Annotated in this window: 22 protein-coding genes; 14 read left to right on the plus strand and 8 right to left on the minus strand. The window is 64.9% G+C overall.

Annotation, left to right across the window (positions count from 1 at the left end; genetic code table 11):
• Positions 1-12 precede the first annotated feature (12 nt).
• From FNV92_RS12625 to mddA, 3 genes are read right to left on the minus strand one after another with little or no spacing between them, the layout of a single operon-like run.
• Positions 13-990 carry an NADPH:quinone oxidoreductase family protein gene (locus tag FNV92_RS12625; protein ID WP_143846018.1) on the minus strand — a complete coding sequence of 326 codons (978 nt, stop codon included), beginning with the start codon at positions 988-990 and terminating at the stop codon, positions 13-15.
• Positions 990-1667, minus strand: a complete 678-nt coding sequence (locus FNV92_RS12630; RefSeq protein ID WP_143840723.1) for a helix-turn-helix transcriptional regulator — start codon at positions 1665-1667, stop codon at positions 990-992. The genes FNV92_RS12625 and FNV92_RS12630 overlap by 1 nt, the downstream gene beginning before the upstream one ends.
• Entirely contained in the window at positions 1664-2455 is a 792-nt protein-coding gene (mddA, locus tag FNV92_RS12635; RefSeq protein ID WP_143840722.1) for a methanethiol S-methyltransferase, read from the minus strand. Before mddA ends, FNV92_RS12630 begins: the two co-directional genes overlap by 4 nt.
• Positions 2456-2603: 148 nt before the next feature.
• Between mddA and FNV92_RS12640 the strand changes: the two genes are divergently transcribed.
• Entirely contained in the window at positions 2604-4145 is a 1542-nt protein-coding gene (locus FNV92_RS12640) for a bifunctional AfsR/SARP family transcriptional regulator/alpha/beta hydrolase (protein ID WP_143840721.1), read from the plus strand.
• A gap of 101 nt (positions 4146-4246) precedes the next feature.
• Here the strand turns inward: FNV92_RS12640 and FNV92_RS12645 are convergent, their stop codons facing one another.
• Positions 4247-4915 carry a TetR/AcrR family transcriptional regulator gene (locus FNV92_RS12645; protein ID WP_168213240.1) on the minus strand — a complete coding sequence of 223 codons (669 nt, stop codon included), beginning with the start codon at positions 4913-4915 and terminating at the stop codon, positions 4247-4249.
• Between the two features lie 246 nt (positions 4916-5161).
• Here FNV92_RS12645 and FNV92_RS12650 point away from each other — a divergent pair, with 246 nt between their 5' ends.
• The 3 genes from FNV92_RS12650 to FNV92_RS12660 are packed head-to-tail and all read left to right on the plus strand — an operon-like array spanning position 5162 to position 7803.
• Positions 5162-5704: an OsmC family protein gene (locus FNV92_RS12650; protein WP_015685051.1), complete on the plus strand. Its 543-nt coding sequence runs from the start codon at positions 5162-5164 to the stop codon at positions 5702-5704.
• 35 nt (positions 5705-5739) lie between these two features.
• A complete protein-coding gene (locus FNV92_RS12655) occupies positions 5740-6873 on the plus strand; it encodes an acyl-CoA dehydrogenase family protein (protein WP_168213239.1) in 1134 nt (377 codons plus the stop codon).
• Positions 6874-6924: 51 nt separating this feature from the next.
• On the plus strand, positions 6925-7803 hold the full coding sequence (locus FNV92_RS12660) for a sulfurtransferase (RefSeq protein WP_143840719.1): 879 nt from the start codon (positions 6925-6927) through the stop codon (positions 7801-7803).
• Between the two features lie 6 nt (positions 7804-7809).
• Here FNV92_RS12660 and FNV92_RS12665 read toward each other — a convergent pair whose 3' ends face one another.
• A complete protein-coding gene (locus FNV92_RS12665; RefSeq protein WP_143840718.1) occupies positions 7810-9738 on the minus strand; it encodes a sigma 54-interacting transcriptional regulator in 1929 nt (642 codons plus the stop codon).
• Positions 9739-9897: 159 nt separating this feature from the next.
• Between FNV92_RS12665 and FNV92_RS12670 the strand changes: the two genes are divergently transcribed.
• The 4 genes from FNV92_RS12670 to cynS all read left to right on the plus strand — a co-directional run bounded on the left by FNV92_RS12670 (position 9898) and on the right by cynS (position 13704).
• Positions 9898-11277, plus strand: coding sequence for a CmpA/NrtA family ABC transporter substrate-binding protein (locus FNV92_RS12670; RefSeq protein WP_143840717.1), 1380 nt, complete (start codon positions 9898-9900; stop codon positions 11275-11277).
• 157 nt (positions 11278-11434) lie between these two features.
• A complete protein-coding gene (gene ntrB, locus FNV92_RS12675) occupies positions 11435-12277 on the plus strand; it encodes a nitrate ABC transporter permease (protein ID WP_143840716.1) in 843 nt (280 codons plus the stop codon).
• A 5-nt stretch (positions 12278-12282) separates the two neighbouring features.
• The gene (locus FNV92_RS12680) at positions 12283-13206 is read left to right on the plus strand and encodes an ABC transporter ATP-binding protein (RefSeq protein WP_143840715.1); all 924 of its coding nucleotides are present in this window, start codon (positions 12283-12285) and stop codon (positions 13204-13206) included.
• Between the two features lie 15 nt (positions 13207-13221).
• Positions 13222-13704 carry a cyanase gene (gene cynS / locus FNV92_RS12685; protein ID WP_143840714.1) on the plus strand — a complete coding sequence of 161 codons (483 nt, stop codon included), beginning with the start codon at positions 13222-13224 and terminating at the stop codon, positions 13702-13704.
• 75 nt (positions 13705-13779) lie between these two features.
• Here cynS and FNV92_RS12690 read toward each other — a convergent pair whose 3' ends face one another.
• Positions 13780-14103: a DUF1476 domain-containing protein gene (locus tag FNV92_RS12690; RefSeq protein WP_041748198.1), complete on the minus strand. Its 324-nt coding sequence runs from the start codon at positions 14101-14103 to the stop codon at positions 13780-13782.
• 307 nt (positions 14104-14410) lie between these two features.
• On the opposite strand from FNV92_RS12690, the gene purC reads away from it, so the two are divergent.
• The 5 genes from purC to FNV92_RS12715 are packed head-to-tail and all read left to right on the plus strand — an operon-like array spanning position 14411 to position 17493.
• Positions 14411-15178 (plus strand): phosphoribosylaminoimidazolesuccinocarboxamide synthase, encoded by a 768-nt coding sequence (purC, locus tag FNV92_RS12695; protein ID WP_008974302.1) that lies wholly within the window; start codon positions 14411-14413, stop codon positions 15176-15178.
• Positions 15179-15190: 12 nt separating this feature from the next.
• Positions 15191-15430: a phosphoribosylformylglycinamidine synthase subunit PurS gene (gene purS, locus FNV92_RS12700; RefSeq protein WP_015685059.1), complete on the plus strand. Its 240-nt coding sequence runs from the start codon at positions 15191-15193 to the stop codon at positions 15428-15430.
• A complete protein-coding gene (gene purQ / locus FNV92_RS12705) occupies positions 15430-16131 on the plus strand; it encodes a phosphoribosylformylglycinamidine synthase subunit PurQ (RefSeq protein WP_143840713.1) in 702 nt (233 codons plus the stop codon). The genes purS and purQ overlap by 1 nt, the downstream gene beginning before the upstream one ends.
• The gene (locus FNV92_RS12710) at positions 16128-17108 is read left to right on the plus strand and encodes a tripartite tricarboxylate transporter substrate binding protein BugD (RefSeq protein WP_143840712.1); all 981 of its coding nucleotides are present in this window, start codon (positions 16128-16130) and stop codon (positions 17106-17108) included. Before purQ ends, FNV92_RS12710 begins: the two co-directional genes overlap by 4 nt.
• A gap of 19 nt (positions 17109-17127) precedes the next feature.
• Positions 17128-17493 (plus strand): hypothetical protein, encoded by a 366-nt coding sequence (locus FNV92_RS12715; protein ID WP_143840711.1) that lies wholly within the window; start codon positions 17128-17130, stop codon positions 17491-17493.
• Between the two features lie 92 nt (positions 17494-17585).
• On the opposite strand, the gene FNV92_RS12720 is transcribed toward FNV92_RS12715, so the two are convergent.
• Both FNV92_RS12720 and FNV92_RS12725 read right to left on the minus strand, forming a co-directional pair.
• Positions 17586-18560, minus strand: a complete 975-nt coding sequence (locus tag FNV92_RS12720; RefSeq protein WP_143840710.1) for a DMT family transporter — start codon at positions 18558-18560, stop codon at positions 17586-17588.
• 75 nt (positions 18561-18635) lie between these two features.
• Positions 18636-19115, minus strand: a complete 480-nt coding sequence (locus tag FNV92_RS12725; protein WP_015685063.1) for a PaaI family thioesterase — start codon at positions 19113-19115, stop codon at positions 18636-18638.
• A gap of 183 nt (positions 19116-19298) precedes the next feature.
• Between FNV92_RS12725 and purL the strand changes: the two genes are divergently transcribed.
• The gene (gene purL / locus FNV92_RS12730; protein WP_143840709.1) at positions 19299-21509 is read left to right on the plus strand and encodes a phosphoribosylformylglycinamidine synthase subunit PurL; all 2211 of its coding nucleotides are present in this window, start codon (positions 19299-19301) and stop codon (positions 21507-21509) included.
• The last annotated feature ends 26 nt before the right edge of the window (positions 21510-21535 follow it).

The following is a 21535-nucleotide window of genomic DNA, read 5'->3' on the forward strand; positions in this document are numbered from 1 at the left end:
GCCTCACGCACTTTATCTGATCTTGAGGACAATTCTTCCCTGAACCATGCGATTGGCGACGGCTTGCATGGCTTCGGTGGCCTCGTCCAAGGGGAGGATGCGATCGATATGCGGGCGGATTTTTCCTTGAGCCAGTAACTGCACCAGCGCATCGTTCATGCGCGCGGCTTCCGTGGAGAATTTTTCCGCCCAGGCGCCGACGAAGACGCCGATGATGGAATAATTCTTCAGGAGCGGCAGGTTCATCGGGATCGAGGGAACCTCGCCGCTGGTGAAGCCGATCGGCATCAGCCGTCCACCCCACTTCATCAGTCGGGCGATCTGCTCGAAGATCGCACCGCCGACATTGTCGAAGCCGATATCGATGCCGTCTCCCGATGTGATCGACTTGATCCGGTCGCGCAGATCCTCGCTGCGATAGTTGACGACATCGCTGGCGCCGTAGTCGCGCACCAGGGCGGCCTTGTCGTCGGACCCGACCCCGGCGATGACGCGCAGGCCCAGATGGCGGCCGAGGTCGACGGCGGCGAGGCCCACCCCGCCGGCAGCGCCGGTGACAAGCAGCGTTTCGCCGTGTTTGGCCCGGGCCCGCTCGACCAGCGCATAGTAGGCCGTGCCGTAATTGTGCAGCACCGTCGCCGCGGCTTCGAACGCGACGCCATCGGGCAGAAGCACGCTCTTCGATGCCTTGGCTGTCATCCGTTCGGCGTAGCCGCCGGTCCAGCTGCTGCAGGCCACGCGATCGCCGGGCCGGAAGGCCGTGACCTTGTCGCCGATTGCGACGACGATTCCGGACGCTTCCGTCCCGGGCACGAAGGGGGTCGGCGGCCGCATCTGGTACAGGCCCGAGACCATCAGTTGGTCCATGAAGCTCACGGAGGCCGCATGGACGTCGATGAGAATCTCGTCGGCGGCCGGCTTCGGCTCGTCGATCTCGCCGAGGCGCAAATCGCTGGGGCCAGTGAACGACTTGCAGAGAACCGCTTTCATCATGACTCTCCCATGTCTCTCAGCGGCGTCGCATATCCCGCGACGAGCTTGACGAAATCGGCCTGCCGCGCGGTGCCGGTCTTTTCAAACAGGCGGCGGACATGCGTCCTGACCGTCGTCGCGGCCACGCCGAGTGCCGCGGCCACTTCGGGAATGCCGCCGAGTTCGACGATCGCGAGCAGCACGCGCAGCTCGGTCGGCGTCAATCTGAACGCGTCGCGCAGCGCATCCGAGCGAGGTGGTATCGTCAGCGCCACCTTGCGGACAAACACTGCGGCGACGGCGCGGTAGGCAGCCCCCGCACGTCGGCGTGGGCCTGACGTCAGCGGCAAGACGTGGGCGATGTGGCGCGCCCCGTCCACGCCGACCATCGGGATGGCGCTTTCGCGGGTGCCCGCGGCTGCATCGCCGCGGCCGCACGCCGCGAAGGCCTGCCGCAACCGATGCGTGACCATGGGATCGCAGGCCATCAGTTGCCCGCGGATCTCCAGCAGGACGTTGTACGCATCCAGCATGGCCCGCCCGGCGGCATTGGTGTGAATGAGACGTCCGTCCGCATCGACGAGATAGAGGCTGGCGTCGAGACCATCGAGGGTGTCGGCGAATGCAGCGGCGTCCGCGGCTTCCGGTTCGGGCGTTCGGGCGGCCGCGAGCGTGCGGCATGGCACAACGTTCATTGCGGCGCTCCGGCAGGCCGCGGCGACGGGCGCTCGTCGCTGCGGCGGCGACCGAACAGACGCGGCACCAGCATGGGAACGCGCCGGCGATACTCCTGGTAGGTCGCGCCGAACGCGGCGATCAGGTCCCGTTCCTCGAACTGCAGCGCGACCAGGATGTAGGCCGTGTTGGCGATGGCGAACAGCAGATGGCCGGCGGTCATCTCGGGCGTGCCCCAGAACGCGAGCAGGAAGCCCAGCATGAGCGGATGGCGCACGATCTTGTAAAGCAGCGGGGTCTTGAAGGATTGACCTGGCATCTCGGTGCCGCGGAGCGCGACGAAAGCCTGGCGCAGGCCGAACAGGTCGAAATGATCGATCATGTGGGTCGAGGCAAACGCGATCAGCCAGCCGAGCCAGTGGACGCCGATCAGCAGCCAGGCCGCAATTCCGTGGACCTGCCAGACCGGAGCCGGGATCGGGCGCCACTGCCAGAACAGCAGCAGGAGGATCAGGCTGGAGAGCAGCACATAGGTGCTGCGCTCGCAGGCGGGTGGGAGGAATTGGGTCAACCATCGTTTGAAGGATGCGCGCGCCATCACGCTGTGCTGGATTGCAAACAGGCTCATCAGCAGCAGGTTGACGACGATGGCCTCGCCCGGATTTGCGGCAGCACCGACGTCGATCGGCGTGTCGATCGACTTGGGCACGACATAGTTGCCGACGAAACCGAGCGCATAGAGAAATGAAGCGGTGAAGATGCCATAGCTCACGATGGCGTAGAGCAGGATTGCGAGGCGCGCGACCATGGATTTTCCTATTGTGCCTGATGAGGCGGTGCCGCATGCAGGAGCATGAGTCGCTCGCTGGCGAGCTGGCTCGATCTGGCCCGAATGTTACCGCTCGACCGTCCCCTGCACGTCCCCCGGGGACGCAGCGAGGGGAGGGAGGATTTTGATGACGGCTTTCTCGCTCGGGGCGTTCGGGTTCCCCGAGGTCCATGCCGACGGCCGCCCGATCAAGCTGGCCTTGCGCAAGGGTCTTGCGCTGCTGGTTTATCTCGCGGAGGCCAAGGTCGCCGTGGCACGGGACGTCATTGCCACGCTGCTGTGGCCCGAGACGGACCGCGAGACCGGCCTGGCGCGATTGCGGCGCCTGCTTCACCGCGTCGAGATGACGCTGGGCCAGCCGGTGTTCGAGACCGACCGCGCCAGTGTGCGATGGTCTCCGGCGGTCGAACTGACGATCGACTCACATGTGTTCGAGAGCGCCTGTGATGCTGGCGACTTCGAGCAGGCCTGCGCGATCTATCGGGGCGACTTCCTCGCCGGCTTCGCCCTGGATGGCTGTTCCGAATTCGAGGACTGGGCGTTCTTCCGGCGGGAGGCGCTGCGAGGACGGCTCATGCATGCGCTGGAGCGTCTGGTGCAGGACAGGAACGCCGCCGGCGACCATTTTGCCGCGACCGCGCATGCGGGCCGGCTGGTCGAGCTCGATCCGCTCAGCGAAGTGTATGGCCGGCACCTGATCCGCAGCCTGCTGCTCGCCGGCGACAGAAGCGCGGCGGAACGGCAGCATGCGGCACTGACGCGGCGACTGCGGGACGAGCTCGGGGTGGCGCCGGAAGCCGAGACGGAGGCGCTGATGAGCCCCGCGGCGGCGGCGCATGCCGCCCCGATGACGCGCTATGTCAAGGGCGCCGGCGTTCATCTGGCCTATCAGACCTATGGCAGCGACCCGCTCGACATCCTGGTCATGCCCGGTTTCGTCTCACATGTGGAACGCGCCTGGGAGCATCCCGCGAGCCGCGCGTTTCTGGCGTCATTGATGAAGCTTGGGCGCCTGGTCGTTTTCGATCGTCGCGGCATCGGACTGTCCGACCGGGTCGGATCAGCCCCGGGCATCGACGTCACCGCACAGGATATCGGCACGGTGCTGCGGGCGGCGGATTCGCGCCGCGTCGTGCTGTTCGGCGCATCCGAATGCGGGCCTGCCTGCATCAAATTTGCCGTCGATGAGCCGCGTCGCGTGGTCGGGCTCATCTTGTTCGGCGCGCTGGCCAAGGGCTGCTGGTCACAGGACTATCCGCACGCGCTGCGCGCCAGCCAGTATGACGCCTGGAGCAAGCATCTCATCACGCAATGGGGCGGCCCGGTCGGGATCGAAGCGTTTGCGCCGAGCCTGGCCAATGATCCGCAGGCGCGGGCCTGGTGGGCCGGGCTGCTGCGCGCGGCCTCCAGCCCCGGCGGCATCTCCGCCGTGCTGGAGGCGTTTCGCGACGCCGACGTGCGGCATCTTCTGCCGAAGATCGCCGTGCCGACGCTGGTGCTGCACCGGCGGGACGACAAGGCCGTGCGGATCGCGGCCGGCCGCGATATCGCAAGCCGGATCAAAGGTGCGGAGTTCGTCGAGCTCGACGGCAGTGATCACTGGTTCTTTGCGGGGGATCAGGAGCCGGTGCTCGCGGCGATCGGGCGGTTTATGAAACGCATATTGTAGGGTTGGCAAAGCGGAGCGTGCCCACCATCTCGATCAACGCGGCCGAGAAAATTTGGTGGGCACGGCGCTGCGCGCCTTTGCCCACCCTACGAAGTACGACCTCACACCGCTTCAAGCTGATCCGCCGCGCGCTTCTTCTTCGCCCTGGATTGGCCGAGCAGCGGGCCGGCGGTCAGCGCTGCCGTATCCGCCACGCCCGGATCGCGCGAGATCATCGCCGCGACGATGGCGCCGTCGATCAACAGCCCGAGCTGATGCGCGAGCACTGCAGGCTCGCTCGAGCCGAGCTCGCCGGCGAGCTTCTCGATGTGGCCGAGCACGATCTTCTTGTGCTTCAACGCGATGTTGCGGAACTGCTTGGCGTCCTTGTCGTGCTCGCCGACCGCGTTGATGAAGGGGCAGCCGTAGAAGCGCTCCTGCGCGAACCAGCTCTTCAGCGCCGGAAAGATACGCGTCAGTTTCGCCTGCGCGTCGCCGCCGCCGTCTTCCATGGCGCCGATGAACCATTCGCGCCACTGCTTGCCTTCGCTCTCCAGCACCGCGTTGACGAGATTGGTCTTGGAGCCGAACAATTTGTAGAGCGTGGTCTTCGCCGTGCCGGCTTCCTCGATGATCGCGTCGATGCCGGTGGCGTTAATGCCGTTCTTGCAGAACAGATGCGTCGCGGCGCTCAAGAGGCGCCCGCGCGCGGACTCGTCTTCGCCTGCAAAGGAATGCGGTGAATTGGATGTCTTCTTTGATGATGTCTTGTTCAGTGAGGGCTTGGCCATGAGTCCAAACTTACCCGCAGCCGCGTCGCCTCAGCAAGCCGCATCTGTTCTGCGCTGAAAAGATTCGCAGGCGGCGGGCCGTCTGCATCGCCATTGAGCAAGCGACCGCTGATCAATCCGCGGGCAGGGATCGCTAAGCAGCTCCAATGCTTCGCCTTTTGTTTTTGGCCTGCTCTGGCACGCTCCATGCAAGGAAACAGACCGTTCGGTATCCTGCCGTTTTCCACGGCTGCCAGGGAGAATATGATGACTGCCGTCGTTCAAAAGACAGTGCTGACGGGGTGCCTTGCGCCCATCGACAAGAATGGCCTCGAGCAACTGATTGCGAGCGGCAAGGCCAATCCGAAGGTCATCAAGACCTTGAAATGCAAGACGGTCGCGGAGGGCAAGTTCCGCCACGCCAACTACATCCGCAACCTGCCGCCCTACATCGTCGACGAGCCGCCGGGACTTCTGGGCGACGACACCGCGCCCAATCCGTCGGAAGCTTCGCTCGCCGCGCTCGGCTCCTGCCTTGCGGTCGGCCTGCATGCCAACGCCGTGCATCGTGGCTGGATCGTCAACAAGCTCGAGCTCGAACTCGAAGGCGACCTCAACATCACCGCGGTCTGGGGCACCGGCGACATGTCGGACAAGCCCGTTGGATTTACCGATGTGCGCGTCAAGGTCGACATGGAATGCGAGGGCATCTCGCAGGACGAGATCAACGCTCTGGTCGCCCATGTGAAGAAATGGTCGCCAGTGGCCAACACCTTCACCCGCCCGGTCAATCTCGAGGTCGGCATCTAGGCTGACGGCAACAGGACAAGGTGCGGGAGACGATCATGGGTTCACTGGCTTTCTCACGGGCCGACATTTTGGATCAGCCCGCACCGTCCATTGCCGACGAGGTGGCGCGGATTGCACGCGAGCAACTCGCGCCGCTCGCCGCCGGCATCGACGACGGTTCGGTCTATCCGGCCGAGGTGTTGCGCAAATTCGGCGAGGTCGGCGCCTGGGGCAGTCATGTGCCGCACGAAGGTCCTGCGGATCTCCGCTGTGCCATCCAGGCGATGGCGGCGATCGGCGAAGTCTGCGGCGGCACGGCCTTCATGGCCTGGTGCCAGAACACGCTGGTCTGGTACGCCGCCAACTCGACCAATATGAAGCTTGCAAAGCGCTTCGGAGACGCCTTCTCGACCGGCCGCGTGCTCGGCGGCACCGGGCTCTCCAACCCCATGAAGAGCTTTTTCGGCATCGAGAAGCTCAAGCTGAAGGGGCGCAAGGTCGAGGGCGGCTATGTCGTGCGTGGCGCGCTGCCCTGGGTCTCCAATCTCGGTCCCGACCATTACTTCGGCACGATCTTCGAGCGGGAGGACGATCAGGGCAGCGCAAGTGGCGCGCCCGGCACGGTCATGTTCCTGGCCGATTGCTCCGATCCCGCAATCACGCTGACGCCCTGCAAGCCGTTCCTCGCCATGGACGGGACCGGCACCTACGGCGTGCAGTTCCGCGACGTCTTCGTCCCGGACGATCTGATCCTCGCCGATCCGGCTGGGCCTTTCGTCAAGAAGATCCGCGCCGGCTTCATTCTGCTCCAGGCCGGCATGGCGCTCGGGCTGATCAGGGACTGCATCAACGTCATGGACGAGGTCGATGCGCCCCTCGGGCACATCAACCGCTATCTGCCGCAGCAGCCGGTGGATTTCCGCGCGCTCGCCGCCGAGCTCGAGAGCGAAACCATGGCGCTGGCGCGCGATCCCTACAACGAGGAGGAGACCTACTGGCGCAAGGTGATCGCGCTACGCCTGCGCGCCGGCGAGGCCAGCGTCGCGGCGGCGCATGCGGCGATGCTGCATTGTGGCGCGCGCGGCTACCTCAAGAGCCACCGCGCGCAGCGGCGCCTGCGCGAAGCTTATTTCGTCGCGATCGTCACGCCCGCCACCAAGCAGTTGCGCAAGATGCTCGCCGATTCCTGACCTTTACGAGTCCACCCCCGAAGACCCCTCAACCTCAACGGAGAGGCTGCCATGACTGACGTCCTGATCACTGCCGTCGAACTTGCCGATCTCTTGAAGACAGAGCCGTGTGTCGTCATCGACACCCGTAATCCCGACGCCTACGCCGCCGGGCATTTGCCTGATGCCGTCAACGTGCACGAGATTTTCACCTTCCTCGCGACCTCGACGCCTGAGGGCATGGCCGAACTGAAGACGAAATTCGCGGACGCGTTCGGCGGCGCGGGCCTCTCCGGCAAAGAGACGGCCGTGATCTACGAGCAGTCAATGAACTCCGGCTTCGGCCAGTCCTGCCGCGGCTATTATCTGCTCACCATGCTCGGCTATCCCAAGGTGAAGGTGCTGCATGGCGGCTTCGACGCCTGGGCGGGCGCGGGCTTTCGGGTGACGACGGACGTGCCGACGCCGGCCAAGGCGTCGTTCGCGATCGTGCCTGAAGCGGGCGAGATCCTGATCGACGCCAAGACCATGCTTGGCGCGGTCGGCAAGCCCGGCATCGCCATCCTCGACGTGCGCGACGTCGACGAGTGGATCGGCGACAGTTCGTCTCCGTATGGCAAGGACTTCTGCCCGCGCAAGGGCCGCATCCCCGGCGCCGTCTGGCTGGAATGGTATCGCATGATGAAGCCAACCGCCGAAGGTCCGCGCTTCAAGTCCAAGGACGAGATCTTGGCGGAATGCGCCACCGTCGGCATCACGCCAAGCACGCCGGTCTATCTCTACTGCTTCAAGGGCGCACGCGCATCGAACACTTTCCTCGCGCTGAAGAATGCCGGCGTGAAGGATGTCCGGATGTATTTCGGCTCCTGGAACGAATGGTCGCGCGATCCGTCGCTGCCGATCGAGCAGGGACTGCCGATTGCATCGGAGATGACGACCAAGGCGGCGTGATCGTCGCTAACTGAAGGCTCGCGGACGGGGCGCGATTCCCAGCGCCTTGATCCGCGAGGCCAGCGTCGTCGGCTTGATGTCGAGCATTTCGGCCGCGCCGCCGGGGCCGAACACCTTTCCGGCGCAGGCCTCCAGCGCGGCCAGGATATTGGCGCGCTCGTGATCGCGCAGCTCCGCTGACGTCATGACGGCCGGGCGAGCGTCGGCCTTCTGACGCGCGGCGCTGGTTACGGGCTGTGCGCCGGAAGGGTCGGGCAGGTCGATGCGCAAGCGGCCGTTCTGCGACAGGATCGCGGCGCGCTCGATCACGTTCTGCAATTCGCGGACGTTGCCGGGCCAGTCGTAGCGGGACAGCCGCCGCGCATCGCCTTCCGACAGGCGCAAATTCGATTTCAGCGCCTTGCTCTCGCGCGTCAGAAAATGTTGCGCCAGCAGGGGGATGTCCTCGCGCCGTTCGCGCAAGGGCACGGTCTCGATCGGAAACACGTTGAGGCGGAAATAGAGGTCCTCGCGGAAGCGTCCGCGCTGCACCTCCTGCTTGAGATCGCGATTGGTCGCGGCGATGACGCGGACGTCGACCGCGCGCGTGCGCTCCTCGCCGACGCGCTCGAAATTGCCTTCCTGCAGCACCCGCAGCAGCTTGCCCTGCAGTTCGAGCGGGATCTCGCCGACCTCGTCGAGGAATAGCGTGCCGCCGTCGGCGAGCTCGAAGCGGCCGATGCGGTCGCGCATCGCACCGGTGAAGGCGCCGCGGACGTGGCCGAAGAACTCGCTCTCGAACAATTCGCGCGGGATCGCGGCGCAGTTGACGCGGATCAGCGGCCGGTCGCTGCGGCTGGAGTCCTCGTGGATGGCGCGCGCGATCAACTCCTTGCCGGTGCCGGACTCGCCGGTGATCATCACCGCCGCCGTGGTCGGCGCCACCAGCTTGACCTGGCGCAGCGTCTTCTGGATCGCCTCGCTTTGGCCGATGATGCCGCGCGGGTTGGTCTCGATGCGGATTTCTTCCTGGAGATAGGCGTTTTCGAGCTCCAGCCGCTCGCGCAGGCGGTCGACTTCGGCGAGCGCTGCATGCAGCTTCTCGTCGGCCTCGCGCCGCTGGCTGACGTCGCGAAACACCACGACGGCGCCGACCACCACGCCGCGGTCGCGGATCGGGGTGGAGGTGTACTCGACCCAGGCCGGCGAGCCGTCCTTGCGCCAGAACACCTCGCCGTCGACCTGGTGCACCGCGCCGTCGCGGAACGCCGCGTAGATCGGGCAATCGTGGTCGGGATAGTGGCTGCCGTCGTGATGGGTGTGGTGGACGATCGGGTGGATCTCCTTGCCGACCAGCTCCTCGGCGGTCCAGCCGAGCATGCGCTCGGCCGCCGGGTTCACGAAGGTGGTCTTGCCCTCGGCATTGACGCCATAGATGCCTTCGCCGGCCGCGCGCAGGATCAGCTGGTTCTCGCGCTCGATATCCTGGAAGACGCGCTCCACCCGCTGCCAGGTCGAGATGCCGCTGCGCATGTGGTCCTCGGCGGCGGCATCGACATTGCGGCGGCGGCGGGCGTCGAGATCGGTGAGGGTGAGCTGCACCAGCGTACGTCCGTCATGGGGCAGGACGCAGCCGGCATATTCGAGCCTGAGCGTCTGTCCGGTGGCATGGCGCGGGTTGAGCGACGTGGTCCAGTAGGCGCCCTTGTGCAGCACGGCCTGGGTGAACACGGTGAGGGCCGGAAGTTCGCCGGCGTGAAGGGTGCTGGCGCTGGTCTGGCGCAGCAGCGCGCGGTCGTAGCCGAGCAGGGCGCAGGCGGCCGGATTGGCATCGACGATCTGGTCTCCATAGGGATCGACCAGGAGGGTCGCCTCGACCGATGCCTCGAACGCTGCAACGCGCGGATCGAGGGGCTGGGCGACGTCGTCGTGGGGGAGTATTGGCGTCGGCGTCATTACGAAATCTCGTAAATTAATTACGAATTTTCGTATATCACGAGTTTTCGTAATGGCCAAGCCCGGCGGAAAATGCTGCGTCATCAGGGCACTGGCCGCTCCTGAGGCGGTGGCATGCTCCTTGCGTAATTCCTGCTGCAATGACGCGCAGGAGGTCCGATGTCCATTTTCGACAATCCGTTTGATCCCGATCGCAAGCTTCGAGCCGGCTGTGCCTGTGGCCAACACCAATCCGCGGCCGAGCACGAGCAGGCCACGGCGCTGCACTGCGAGCCCGTCGAGAGCGAGGAGAAGCGCTACGAGGGCGTCGTCGCCTCCGCGGTGATGCGTGCGATGTTTCCGCAGGACGTGGCGCGGCGCGCCTTCCTGAAATCGGTGGGCGCGTCCACGGCGCTCGCCGCGCTCTCGCAATTCTTTCCGATCAAGACGGCGACCGAGGTGTTCGCTCAAACCGGCACGCCCGAGAAGAAGGACCTCAAGGTCGGCTTCATCCCGATCACCTGCGCCACCCCGATCATCATGGCGGCGCCGATGGGCTTCTACGCCAAGCATGGTCTCAACGTCGAAGTGGTCAAGACCGCCGGCTGGGCCGTGATCCGCGACAAGACCATCAACAAGGAATACGACGCAGCCCACATGCTGGCGCCGATGCCGCTCGCGATCTCGCTGGGCTTGGGGGCCAACGCCATTCCCTTCGCCGTGCCCGCGATCGAGAACATCAACGGGCAGGGCATCGTGCTGGCGAACAAGCACAAGGACAAGCGCGATCCAAAGGACTGGAAGGGGCTGAAGTTCGCGATCCCGTTCGACTATTCCATGCACAACTACCTGCTGCGCTATTATCTCGCCGAGCACGGGATCGATCCCGACACCGATGTGCAGCTGCGCTCGGTGCCGCCGCCGGAGATGGTTGCGAACCTGCGCGCCGACAATATCGACGGCTTCCTCGCGCCCGACAACATCTGCCAGCGCGCGATTTATGACGGCGTCGGTTTCATGCACCTGCTGTCCAAGGAGATCTGGGACGGCCATCCCTGCTGCAGCTTCGCCGCCAGCCGCGAGTTCATCACCACCGCGCCGAACAGCTTTGCCGCGCTGACCCGTGCCATCGTCGATGCGACCGCCTATGCATCCAAGGCCGAGAACCGCAAGCAGATCGCGGAAGCCATCGCGCCGGCCAACTACATCAACGCGCCCGTGACGGTGCTGGAGCAGGTGTTGACCGGCACCTATGCCGACGGTCTCGGCGGCGTGAAGACCGACGCCAAGCGCGTCGATTTCGATCCGTTCCCCTGGCAGTCCTTCGCGGTGTGGATGCTGACGCAGATGAAGCGCTGGGGCCAGATCAAGGGCGACGTCGACTATAAGGCGGTCGCCGAGCAGGTCTATCTGGCGACGGATACGAAGAAGCTGATGACCGAGATGGGCCTGTCGCCGCCGGCGAGCGCGTACAAATCGTTCACGGTGATGGGCAAGAATTTCGATCCGGCCAAGCCGGAGGACTATGTCGCGAGCTTCAAGATCAGGAAGGCGTCGTGAGCACGAGCCGCGCTCTCTTCGCCTCTCCCCGCATGCGGGGAGAGGCCGACGCGCGTAGCGCGGCGGGTGAGGGGGGCTCTCCGCGAGTCCGTCTGTCACCTCCCTTGCGGAGAGCCCCCCTCACCCCAACCCTCTCCCCGCACGCGGGGAGAGGGAGATGACCACCCCCTCCCTCCGCCTCCGCGCCGGCCTCGTCTCGATCGCGCTGCTCGCGGCGTTCCTTGGCATCTGGCATCTCGCCACGCGTTCGACCGCGCCGGTCGCAACGATGAGCCCGGAATACGCCAAGCTGATGGGTCTGACCGCGACGCAGGGCAAATCCGCGATGCCCGGGCCGCTCGATGTCGGGGCAAAGTTGTGGGAGCATCTGAAGCGGCCGTTCTACGACAACGGGCCGAACGACAAGGGGCTCGGCATTCAGCTTGGCTATTCGATCGCGCGCGTCGGGCTCGGCTATCTGCTCGCGGTGCTCGTCGCCATCCCGCTCGGCTTTCTGATCGGGATGTCGCCGCTGCTCAGCAAGGCGCTCGATCCGTTCATCCAGGTGCTCAAGCCGATCTCGCCGCTGGCCTGGATGCCGCTGGCGCTTTACACTATCAAGGATTCTTCGATCTCGGCGATCTTCGTCATCTTCATCTGCTCGATCTGGCCGATGCTGCTCAACACCGTGTTTGGCGTGGCGAGCGTGCGGAAGGAATGGATCAACGTCGCGCGCACACTGGAGGTCGGCACACTCCGGCGCGCCTTCACGGTGATTCTGCCGGCGGCCGCGCCGACGATCCTGACCGGCATGCGCATCTCCATCGGGATCGCCTGGCTCGTGATCGTCGCCGCCGAGATGCTCGTCGGCGGCACCGGCATCGGCTATTTCGTCTGGAACGAGTGGAACAACCTCTCGATCACCAACGTGATCATCGCGATCCTGCTGATCGGGATCGTCGGCATGCTGCTTGACCAGATCCTCGCGCGCTTCACGCGCATGGTCACCTTTCCGGAGTAGGGGCTGTGACCGACAAATTCGTCTCGATCGAAGGCATAGCAAAACGCTATCCGGGCGCCAATGGCGCCACGACGGCCGTGTTCGAGAATCTGTGGCTGTCGATGGCGCGCGGCGAGTTCTGCTGCGTGATCGGCCATTCCGGCTGCGGCAAGACCACGGTGCTCAACATCCTCGCCGGCCTCGATGCGCCGAGCGAAGGCGCCGTCATCGTCGACGGGCAGGCGATCTCCGGTACCAGCCTCGACCGGGCCGTGATCTTCCAGAGCCACGCGCTGCTGCCCTGGCGCACCGTGCTCGGCAATGTTTCCTACGCGGTAACCTCGAAATGGCCGAAATGGGACCGCGCCAAGGTCAAGGCGCATGCGCAGAAATTCATCGACCTCGTCGGCCTGACAGGCTCGGAACACAAGCGCCCCTCGGAACTGTCAGGCGGCATGAAGCAGCGCGTCGGCATCGCGCGTGCGCTGTCGATCACGCCGAAGATGATGCTGATGGACGAGCCGTTCTCGGCGCTGGACGCGCTGACGCGCGGCACGCTGCAGGACGAGGTGCGGCGCATTTGCCTCGAGACCGGGCAGACCGCGTTCATGATCACCCATGACGTCGACGAGGCGATTTATCTCGCCGACAAGATTTTCCTGATGACCAACGGTCCCGGCGCGGTGCTGGCGGAGGTCGTCGAAAATCCCTTGCCCAGGGATCGCGGCCGTACCGATCTACACCGCCACCCGCTGTACTACGCGCTGCGCAACCACATCATCGATTTCCTGGTGACGCGCAGCAAGACGTTCACCACCGAAAGGCCCGATCACGATCCGCGCCACGTGCCGGTGGTGCATATCGGCAAGCCCGGGCTGACGATCGCGTCGACCGGCGAAGAGCAACGACAGACCTGGACACCCGGGACCAGTCCCGGATTGACTGCTTAAGAAGGGAGACCTGACATGAAACGCGAAGACCTCACCGAGAAGCTGCTCGACATCAAGCGCGAGAAGGGCTGGACCTGGAAACACATCTGCGAGCAGATCGGCGGTTATTCCGAGGTGCTGATCGTCGGCGCGATTCTCGGCCAGATGAAGCTGACGAAGCCGCAGGCGGCCAACGCCGGTGAGCTGTTCGGCCTGTCGAAGTCGGAAGTTTCGATGCTGAACGAAACGCCGATGCGCGGGATGCCCATGCCGCCGACCGATCCGCTGATCTATCGATTCTACGAACTGGTCATGGTCAACGGACCGGCCTGGAAGGCGCTGATCGAGGAGGAGTACGGCGACGGCATCATGTCGGCGATCGACTTCGACATGGTGATGGAGCGCCTGCCCAACCCGAAGGGCGACCGCGTCAAGATCACGATGAGCGGCAAGTTCCTGCCGTACAAATATTACGGTGCCAGCGGCAACGTGCCCGAGTACGGCTTCAAGGAGGGGTGAAGCCGCGAATGGCGAATTGCGAGTAGCGAGTAGCGAACAAGGTTTCTCATTCGCTACTCGCCAATCCCTTCTCGCTTACTTCCCCGCCTTGACCTCGGCCGCCGCCACTGCGATCAGCTCGCTCATCTTGGCGCGAATCGCCTGCTCGGTGATGGCGACGTTCTTGGCGGCGAAATCGGCCATGACCTTGCGCAGGACGTCGGCATCGCCGGCTTCCTCGAAATCGGCCGCAACGACTTCCTTGGCATAGGCCGTGGCGGCCTCGCCGGTGATTCCGAGCTTTTCGGCGGCCCAGAGCCCGAGCAGCCGGTTGCGGCGGGCTTCCGCCTTGAATTTCTGCTCCTCGTCGAGGGCGAACTTCTTCTCGAAGCCTTCCTCGCGCTTGTCCAACGTGCTCATGCCTTTTCCAATTCCCTGCTGACTGGACCCGGGGCCCTCGTTGCGAGAGCGCCGTCGCATGCCTAGATAGGGGGCACGAATCGGCAAAACAACAGGCCGTTAGCCGCAGGCAAGGCGGTATAAGTTGGCATCGAATGAGCCGGATCGATTGTGCTGGGACAGCCAATCGGATAGGTTGCCTAAAGGCTTGGTTCCCGTTCTGTTTCCATGGGGTCCCGGTCGTTCACGGCAGCTCCGCTGTGGGTCGTATTCCTGGTAACCGGAGCACACCAAATACATGGATTTCAACAAAACACGGTACATCCCCATGAGCCGTCGGCGTCGCATTTATGAAGGCAAGGCAAAGGTTCTTTACGAAGGCCCGGAGCCCGGTACCCTGATCCAGCACTTCAAGGATGACGCCACCGCGTTCAATGCGAAAAAACATCAGGTGATCGAGGGCAAGGGTGTCCTCAACAACCGGATCTCGGAGTACCTGTTTCAGCACCTCAACGACATCGGGGTGCCGACCCACTTCATCCGCCGCCTCAACATGCGCGAGCAGCTGATTCGCGAGGTCGAGATCGTGCCGCTCGAGGTGGTGGTGCGGAACGTCGCCGCCGGCTCGCTGTCGCAGCGCCTCGGCATCGAGGAGGGCACACAGCTGCCCCGCTCGATCATCGAGTTCTACTACAAGAACGACCAGCTCAACGACCCCATGGTGTCGGAAGAGCACATCACCGCCTTCGGCTGGGCGACGCCCCAGGAGATCGACGACATCATGGCGCTCGCCATCCGCGTCAACGATTTCCTCACCGGCCTCTTCCTCGGCATCGGCATCCGCCTCGTCGACTTCAAGATGGAGTGCGGCCGGCTGTTCGAGAACGAGATGATGCGCATCATCGTCGCCGACGAGATCTCGCCGGATAGCTGCCGCCTGTGGGACATCAAGTCGAACGAGAAGCTCGACAAGGACCGCTTCCGCAGGGATCTCGGCGGCCTCCTGGAGGCCTATACCGAAGTCGCCAAGCGACTCGGCATCCTCATGGAGAACGAGCGTCCGGCGGGCTCCGGCCCGGTGCTGGTGAAGAGCTAAGAGGGATCTAACGTGAAGGCACGTGTCACCGTTACCTTGAAAACGGGCATCCTCGATCCGCAGGGCAAGGCGATCGAAGGCGCGCTGAAGTCGCTCGGCGTCGACGGCGTCGCCAGCGTCCGGCAGGGCAAGGTGTTCGACATCGAGCTCGCCGGCGCCGACAAGGCCAAGGCGGAAGCGGCGTTGAAGGACGCCGCCGACAAGCTCTTGGCGAACACCGTGATCGAGAACTATCGGGTGGAACTGCTCTGATGAAGGCCGCGATCCTCGTATTTCCCGGGATCAATCGCGAACGCGACATGGCGCGTGCTCTGAGACTCATCTCGGGCCACGAGCCCGCGATGGTCTGGCACGCCGAGACGTCGCTCCCGGCGGGCACCGATCTCGTGGTGGTGCCGGGCGGCTTCTCCTACGGCGACTATCTGCGCTGTGGCGCGATTGCGGCGCGGTCGCCCGTGATGAATGCGGTGCGGGACTATGCGGCCAAGGGCGGCCTCGTGCTCGGCGTCTGCAACGGTTTCCAGATCCTCTGCGAGTCCGGCCTGCTGCCAGGCGTGCTGATGCGCAATGCGCGGCTGAAGTTCATCTGCAAGGACGTGCATCTGCGCGTCGAGCGCTCCGACACCCCGTTCACCCGCGGCTACAATGCGGGTCAGGTGATCCGCGTGCCGGTCGCGCACGGCGAAGGCAATTACGAGGCGGACGAGGAGACCATCAAGCGGATCGAGGGCGAGGGGCGGGTGCTCTATCGCTATTGCTCCGCCGACGGCGCGGTCGACGAGAGCCACAACATCAACGGCGCGGCGCATTCCATCGCCGGTCTCGTCAACGACAGGGGCAACGTGCTCGGCATGATGCCGCATCCCGAAAACCATGTCGAAGACATCATGGGCTGCACCGACGGCCGCGGCCTGTTCGCGGGCCTGGTCCAGCATCTGGAAAAGGCCGCGTGATCTGGTTCGTGGCGAAGCGGCTCTCGGCCGCCATTGCCGTCGTCGCGTTTGCGTCCGCTGCGTTGGCGCAGGACTTTCCCAAGCGTCCCGTGACCATGATCGTGCCGTTCGCGGCAGGCGGCACCTCGGACGTGATCGCGCGCACGGTCGCCGAGCAGATGGGCATCGCGCTCGGCCAGACCATCGTGATCGAGAACGTGGCCGGCGCCGGCGGATCGACCGCGCTGGCGCGGGCCTCCCGCGCCGAGCCTGACGGCTACACCATCGCGATCGGCAATGCCGGCACGAATGCGGCGACCTACACGATCTATCCGAAGCTCCCCTTCACGCCCGAGTCCTTCGTGCCGATCGGAATGGTGGCGAAGACGTTCGGCATCGTCGCGCTGCGCAAGGACTTTCCGGCGAAGGACCTGAAAGAGTTCATCGCCTACGCCAAGGCCAACCCGGGCAAGGTCAATCTCGGCCATGCCGGCGTCGGCTCGTCGAACTACCTGATCTGCAAGAGCTTCGTCACGGCAGCGGGGATCGACGCCACGCTGATCGGCTATCGCGGCGCTGCGCCCGCGCTCACCGACGCGATCGGCGGCCAGATCGACGGCGTCTGCGATGCCGCTGCCTCCGTCTCGCAGTCGATCAACGAGAAGCTGGTGCGGGGACTCGTGGTCGGCTCGACCGTGCGGCTCGCCACGGTGGCAGACCTGCCGACGTCGGCGGAAGCGGGGCTTCCCGAATTCGAGGCGCAGGGCTGGAATGGCCTGTTCGCGCCCAAGGGCACGCCACCGGCCGTCATCGCGAAGCTGAACGCCGCCGCGCGCACGGCCGTGGAGACCGACGCCGTGAAGAAGCGTTTTGCCGAGTTGTCGACGGTTGCGCCCGATGACAATGAGCACACGCCGGAGCTGCTCCAGCAGCTCGTGACCCGCGACGTCGATAAATACCGGAAGCTGCTGGCGGACGACGCCAAAGATCAGAAGTGAAGGCGCTCAAGAGACAGGCGTGCCGAAGCCTTGGAACGAAATCACTGAATTCTACCGGGACCTGGTTGAGCGAGGCATGCAGATACAGGGGATGCTTCAACTCGCCGAGCGGATTGAAGAGTCGCGCTATGCTGCCGGAATTTTCGGCGAGACGTCCATGCACGATCTTTGTGTGATGCAGACCCCAGAAGGTGCGTTTTGGCAGGGGCCGTATCTTAGGATCTCTCCCCGGTTCGATGGGACCATCGAGTTTCGATATATCGACACGCAGGTCATCGCGAGACAGTGGAATCGGATCGTGAATGAAGGCGATGCCTTTGCTAGGCTGATCGCTTTCTTTGATCAGTTGCACTGGTTTGCCAGGAGTTATGGCCCTTCTCCCTGAAGCAACCCGTGCCCCCGGATGGAGCCCAAGCGTAATCCGGGACGGCACTTTACACGAGAGACTTTCCCGGATTGCGCTTCGCTCCATCCGGGCTACGCGCGAGAACGCCACTTCAGCCGTTCCGCCGGCACCGTCATCGCGGCGACGCCGGCCATGACCAGCAATAGCCCCAGCGCCAGGTTCGACGGCACGCTCTCGCCGAGCAGCAGCACGGACAGGCCGACGCCAATCGGAATGCGCAGGTAGCCTTGCGCGTTGGTCGTCAGCGTACCGAGCCGTCCCAGGCACATGTAGAACAGCATCAATCCCAGCGCGCTGGAGACAATACCCATCACTATGGTGGCGACGATCGCCGTCGGCGTCGGGTGCAGCGTCCAGGGCTGGTCGATGATCAGCGAGGGCGGCAGCAGCACGAGGCCACCGAACAGCAGCGAGCCGGCCGCCACCACCATCGGGTCGTAGTCGGAGAGCCGCAGGCCGAAGATCGTCGCGCAGGCAAAGGAGATGGTGGCGAGCAGGATCGCGATCTCCGCGATGATCTCGCTGCCGAAGCCGCGCAGCGCGTCGAGGCCGACGATGACGATGGTGCCGGCAAGGCCGAGGATCGCGCCCGCGAGCTTCAGCAGCGTGGCCGGCTCGTGCCGCGTGATCAGCGAAGTGATCAGGAAAGCGAAGATCGGCGTCGTCGAGGCCAGCACCACCGTGTTCGACGCCGGCACATATTGCTGCGACCAGGTGATGATCAGGAACGGGAACGTCGAGTTGATCAGCTGCTGGACCGCGAACAGCTTCCAGGCCTTCACGTCGGTCGGCAGGCTGATGCCCCGCATCCACAGGATCGCGACCAGGAAGGCGGCGGCGATCAGCGAGCGCGCCGAGATGAAGGTGATCGGCGGGATGGTGGGAAGCGCGAGCTTGGCCAGCGGATAGGTCGAGCTCCAGCAACAGGCGAGCGCGAACAGCAGCGCGTAGTCGCGCCAGTTGCGCGCGCCGGTGGCGGCCGTGGATGGCAATGGCGATGCGACGGAGGCCGCTGTGCGGCCCGCCCTTGATGTGCTCTGCGGCACCTTGGTTCTGCTCCCCGGCGCGATAGCGCTTGGCCCAACTCTGGGCGAGGGGACGCGAAAAGGGAAGGTGTCGAGCTATGCGTTCGGCTGCACGGCCGGCTTCCGCTTCACCCGCTTGATCGTGCCGGAGAAGGTGAACAGAGGCCGCCCGCCGGATGTCAGCTTGCCGCGCAGGAAGATCATCGAGCCGCCGGCGCGGGATACTTCGCCGACACACTCGATCAGCTCGCCCTCGCGTGCCGCGTCGAGGAAATCGCAGGCGAAATTGGTGGTCACCGCCGGCCCATCCAGTTCGTGGGTGGCGATCGCGAACAGGCAATAGTCGGAAAACGCCATGAAGCAGCCGCCATGGACGTTTCCGGAGCCGTTGAGGTGCTTTTTCTCGACCCGGAAGGCGCTGCGGACGCTGCCGTCGTCCTCGATCTTGTGCCAGAACGGGCCGATATGGCTCTCGAAACTGTCGCGAATCCAGGTTCGCCAGCCTTTGAATTCGCCCTCGGTGGCGATGTGCAGGTCGGGGCGGCGGGACGGGGGCGCTTTGGTCAATTCGTGCAAGGAAATGGGCCTTCAATTACGGGTCTTTAGCCCTTAAATCCGATCCGTCAGCGCCTTGCAATTCCTGTTCCCGCCGACCCCGCCTGCAAAACGTGGGACAGCGGGAAAATGCTTGATAAAGGGCTTTTCGTAGGCCCCCGATGTTCCTAAGAACGGCCACAGCACGCCGAAAGCCCCGAATCCATGAAGAACGAACCCAAGATCACCCCCGAACTGGTTGCCGCCCACGGGCTCAAGCCCGACGAGTATGAGCGCATCCTGAAGCTGATCGGGCGGGAGCCGACCTTCACCGAGCTCGGCATCTTCTCGGCGATGTGGAACGAGCACTGCTCGTACAAATCCTCGCGCATCCATCTGAAGGGCCTGCCGACCAAGGCGCCCTGGGTGATCCAGGGCCCCGGCGAGAACGCCGGCGTGATCGACATCGGCGACGGCCAGGCGGTGGTCTTCAAGATGGAGAGCCACAACCACCCGAGCTATATCGAGCCCTATCAGGGCGCGACCACCGGCGTCGGCGGCATTTTGCGCGACGTCTTCACCATGGGCGCGCGTCCGATCGCCTGCCTCAATGCGCTGAGCTTCGGCGCCCCCGAGCACGCCAGGACCCGGCATCTCGTCTCTGGCGTGGTCGCCGGCGTCGGCGGCTACGGCAATTCCTTCGGCGTGCCGACGGTCGGCGGCCAGGTGCGTTTTCACACCCGCTATGACGGCAACATCCTCGTCAACGCGATGGCAGTCGGCCTCGCCGATACCGACAAGATCTTCTATGCCGCCGCCTCCGGCGTGAACATGCCGATCGTCTATCTCGGCTCCAAGACCGGCCGCGACGGCATCCACGGCGCCTCGATGGCGTCGGCCGAGTTCGACGACAAGTCCGAGGAGAAGCGCCCGACCGTGCAGGTCGGCGATCCCTTCGCCGAGAAGCTGCTGCTGGAAGCCTGCCTCGAGATCATGGAGAAGGGCTGCGTCATCGCGATCCAGGACATGGGCGCGGCGGGCCTCACCTGCTCGGCGGTCGAGATGGGCGCCAAGGGCGACCTCGGCGTCGATCTCGATCTCGATTCGGTGCCGACCCGCGAGACCGGCATGAGCGCCTACGAGATGATGCTCTCGGAGAGCCAGGAGCGCATGCTGATGGTGCTCAAGCCCGAGAAGGAAAAGGAAGCCGAGGCGATCTTCAAGAAGTGGGGCCTCGACTTCGCCGTGGTCGGCTACACCACGCCGAGCAAGCGCTTCGTGGTCAAGCATGGCGGCGACGTCATGGCCGACCTGCCGATCAAGGAGCTCGGCGACGAGGCGCCGCTCTATGACCGCCCGCATGTTCCCTCCGCCGCGCTGCCGGTCGTGCACGCACGCGAGGTGCCGGCGCCGATGGGCGTCGGTGCCGCGCTGGAGAAGCTGATCGGCACGCCCGACATGTGCAGCAAGCGCTGGGTCTGGGAGCAGTACGACCACGTCATTCTCGGCAACACCTTGCAGCGTCCGGGCGGCGATGCCGCCGTCGTGCGCGTGCAGGACGGGCCGAAGGGGCTGGCGCTGACCGTCGACGTCACGCCGCGCTATTGCGAGGCCGATCCCTATCAGGGCGGCATGCAGGCCGTGGCGGAAGCCTGGCGCAACATAACCGCGGTCGGCGGTAAGCCGCTCGCAATCACCGACAATCTCAATTTCGGCAACCCCGAGCGGCCCGAGATCATGGGCCAGTTCGTCGGCTGCCTGAAGGGCATCTCGGAAGCCTGCCGAACGCTCGACTTCCCGGTCGTGTCCGGCAACGTCTCGCTCTACAACGAGACCAACGGCCGCGCGATCCTGCCGACGCCCTCGATCGGCGGTGTCGGCCTGCTCGACGATTTCACCAAGTCGGCGTCGCTCGCCTTCAAGGCCGAGGGCGAGGCGATCCTGCTGATCGGCGAGACCCATGGCTGGCTCGGCCAATCCGTCTATTTGCGCGACATCTGCGGTCGCGAGGAGGGCGCGCCGCCGCCGGTCGATCTCGCCGCCGAGAAGCGTAACGGCGACTGCGTCCGCGGCATGATCCATGCGGGCACCGCGACCGCCGTACACGACCTCTCCGACGGCGGCCTCTTGATCGCACTGGCCGAGATGGCGATGGCGAGCGGCATCGGGGCCAGGCTGCTGGCGGCGCCGACTTCGCTCGTCTCGCAGGCCTATTGGTTCGGTGAGGATCAGGCGCGCTATCTCGTCACCGTGCCGGAGGCGGAGGCAGGTCTCGTGCTCGCCAAGATGCGCGGCTGCGAGGTGCCCTGCGTGCGGATCGGCACCACCGGCGGCGATGCGATCGCGATCGCCGGCGAAGCGCCGGTTGCGATCGATGCTCTGCGGACGTCGTTCGAGCGTTGGCTGCCGGAATATATGGGGGGCAAGGCGGCATAAGCGCTGCCGCGAACTCCGTCATTGCG

The sequence above is a fragment of the Bradyrhizobium cosmicum genome (assembly GCF_007290395.2).
GTDB classification, from domain to species: domain Bacteria; phylum Pseudomonadota; class Alphaproteobacteria; order Rhizobiales; family Xanthobacteraceae; genus Bradyrhizobium; species Bradyrhizobium cosmicum.

Bases quoted from the DNA above. Each gene is read 5' to 3' on its own strand.
- FNV92_RS12625 (WP_143846018.1), bottom strand. From the start codon at position 990: ATGAAAGCGGTTCTCTGCAAGTCGTTCACTGGCCCCAGCGATTTGCGC.
- FNV92_RS12630 (WP_143840723.1), bottom strand. From the start codon at position 1,667: ATGAACGTTGTGCCATGCCGCACGCTCGCGGCCGCCCGAACGCCCGAA.
- mddA (WP_143840722.1), bottom strand. From the start codon at position 2,455: ATGGTCGCGCGCCTCGCAATCCTGCTCTACGCCATCGTGAGCTATGGC.
- FNV92_RS12640 (WP_143840721.1), top strand. From the start codon at position 2,604: ATGACGGCTTTCTCGCTCGGGGCGTTCGGGTTCCCCGAGGTCCATGCC.
- FNV92_RS12645 (WP_168213240.1), bottom strand. From the start codon at position 4,915: ATGGCCAAGCCCTCACTGAACAAGACATCATCAAAGAAGACATCCAAT.
- FNV92_RS12650 (WP_015685051.1), top strand. From the start codon at position 5,162: ATGACTGCCGTCGTTCAAAAGACAGTGCTGACGGGGTGCCTTGCGCCC.
- FNV92_RS12655 (WP_168213239.1), top strand. From the start codon at position 5,740: ATGGGTTCACTGGCTTTCTCACGGGCCGACATTTTGGATCAGCCCGCA.
- FNV92_RS12660 (WP_143840719.1), top strand. From the start codon at position 6,925: ATGACTGACGTCCTGATCACTGCCGTCGAACTTGCCGATCTCTTGAAG.
- FNV92_RS12665 (WP_143840718.1), bottom strand. From the start codon at position 9,738: ATGACGCCGACGCCAATACTCCCCCACGACGACGTCGCCCAGCCCCTC.
- FNV92_RS12670 (WP_143840717.1), top strand. From the start codon at position 9,898: ATGTCCATTTTCGACAATCCGTTTGATCCCGATCGCAAGCTTCGAGCC.
- ntrB (WP_143840716.1), top strand. From the start codon at position 11,435: ATGACCACCCCCTCCCTCCGCCTCCGCGCCGGCCTCGTCTCGATCGCG.
- cynS (WP_143840714.1), top strand. From the start codon at position 13,222: ATGAAACGCGAAGACCTCACCGAGAAGCTGCTCGACATCAAGCGCGAG.
- FNV92_RS12690 (WP_041748198.1), bottom strand. From the start codon at position 14,103: ATGAGCACGTTGGACAAGCGCGAGGAAGGCTTCGAGAAGAAGTTCGCC.
- purC (WP_008974302.1), top strand. From the start codon at position 14,411: ATGAGCCGTCGGCGTCGCATTTATGAAGGCAAGGCAAAGGTTCTTTAC.
- purQ (WP_143840713.1), top strand. From the start codon at position 15,430: ATGAAGGCCGCGATCCTCGTATTTCCCGGGATCAATCGCGAACGCGAC.
- purL (WP_143840709.1), top strand. From the start codon at position 19,299: ATGAAGAACGAACCCAAGATCACCCCCGAACTGGTTGCCGCCCACGGG.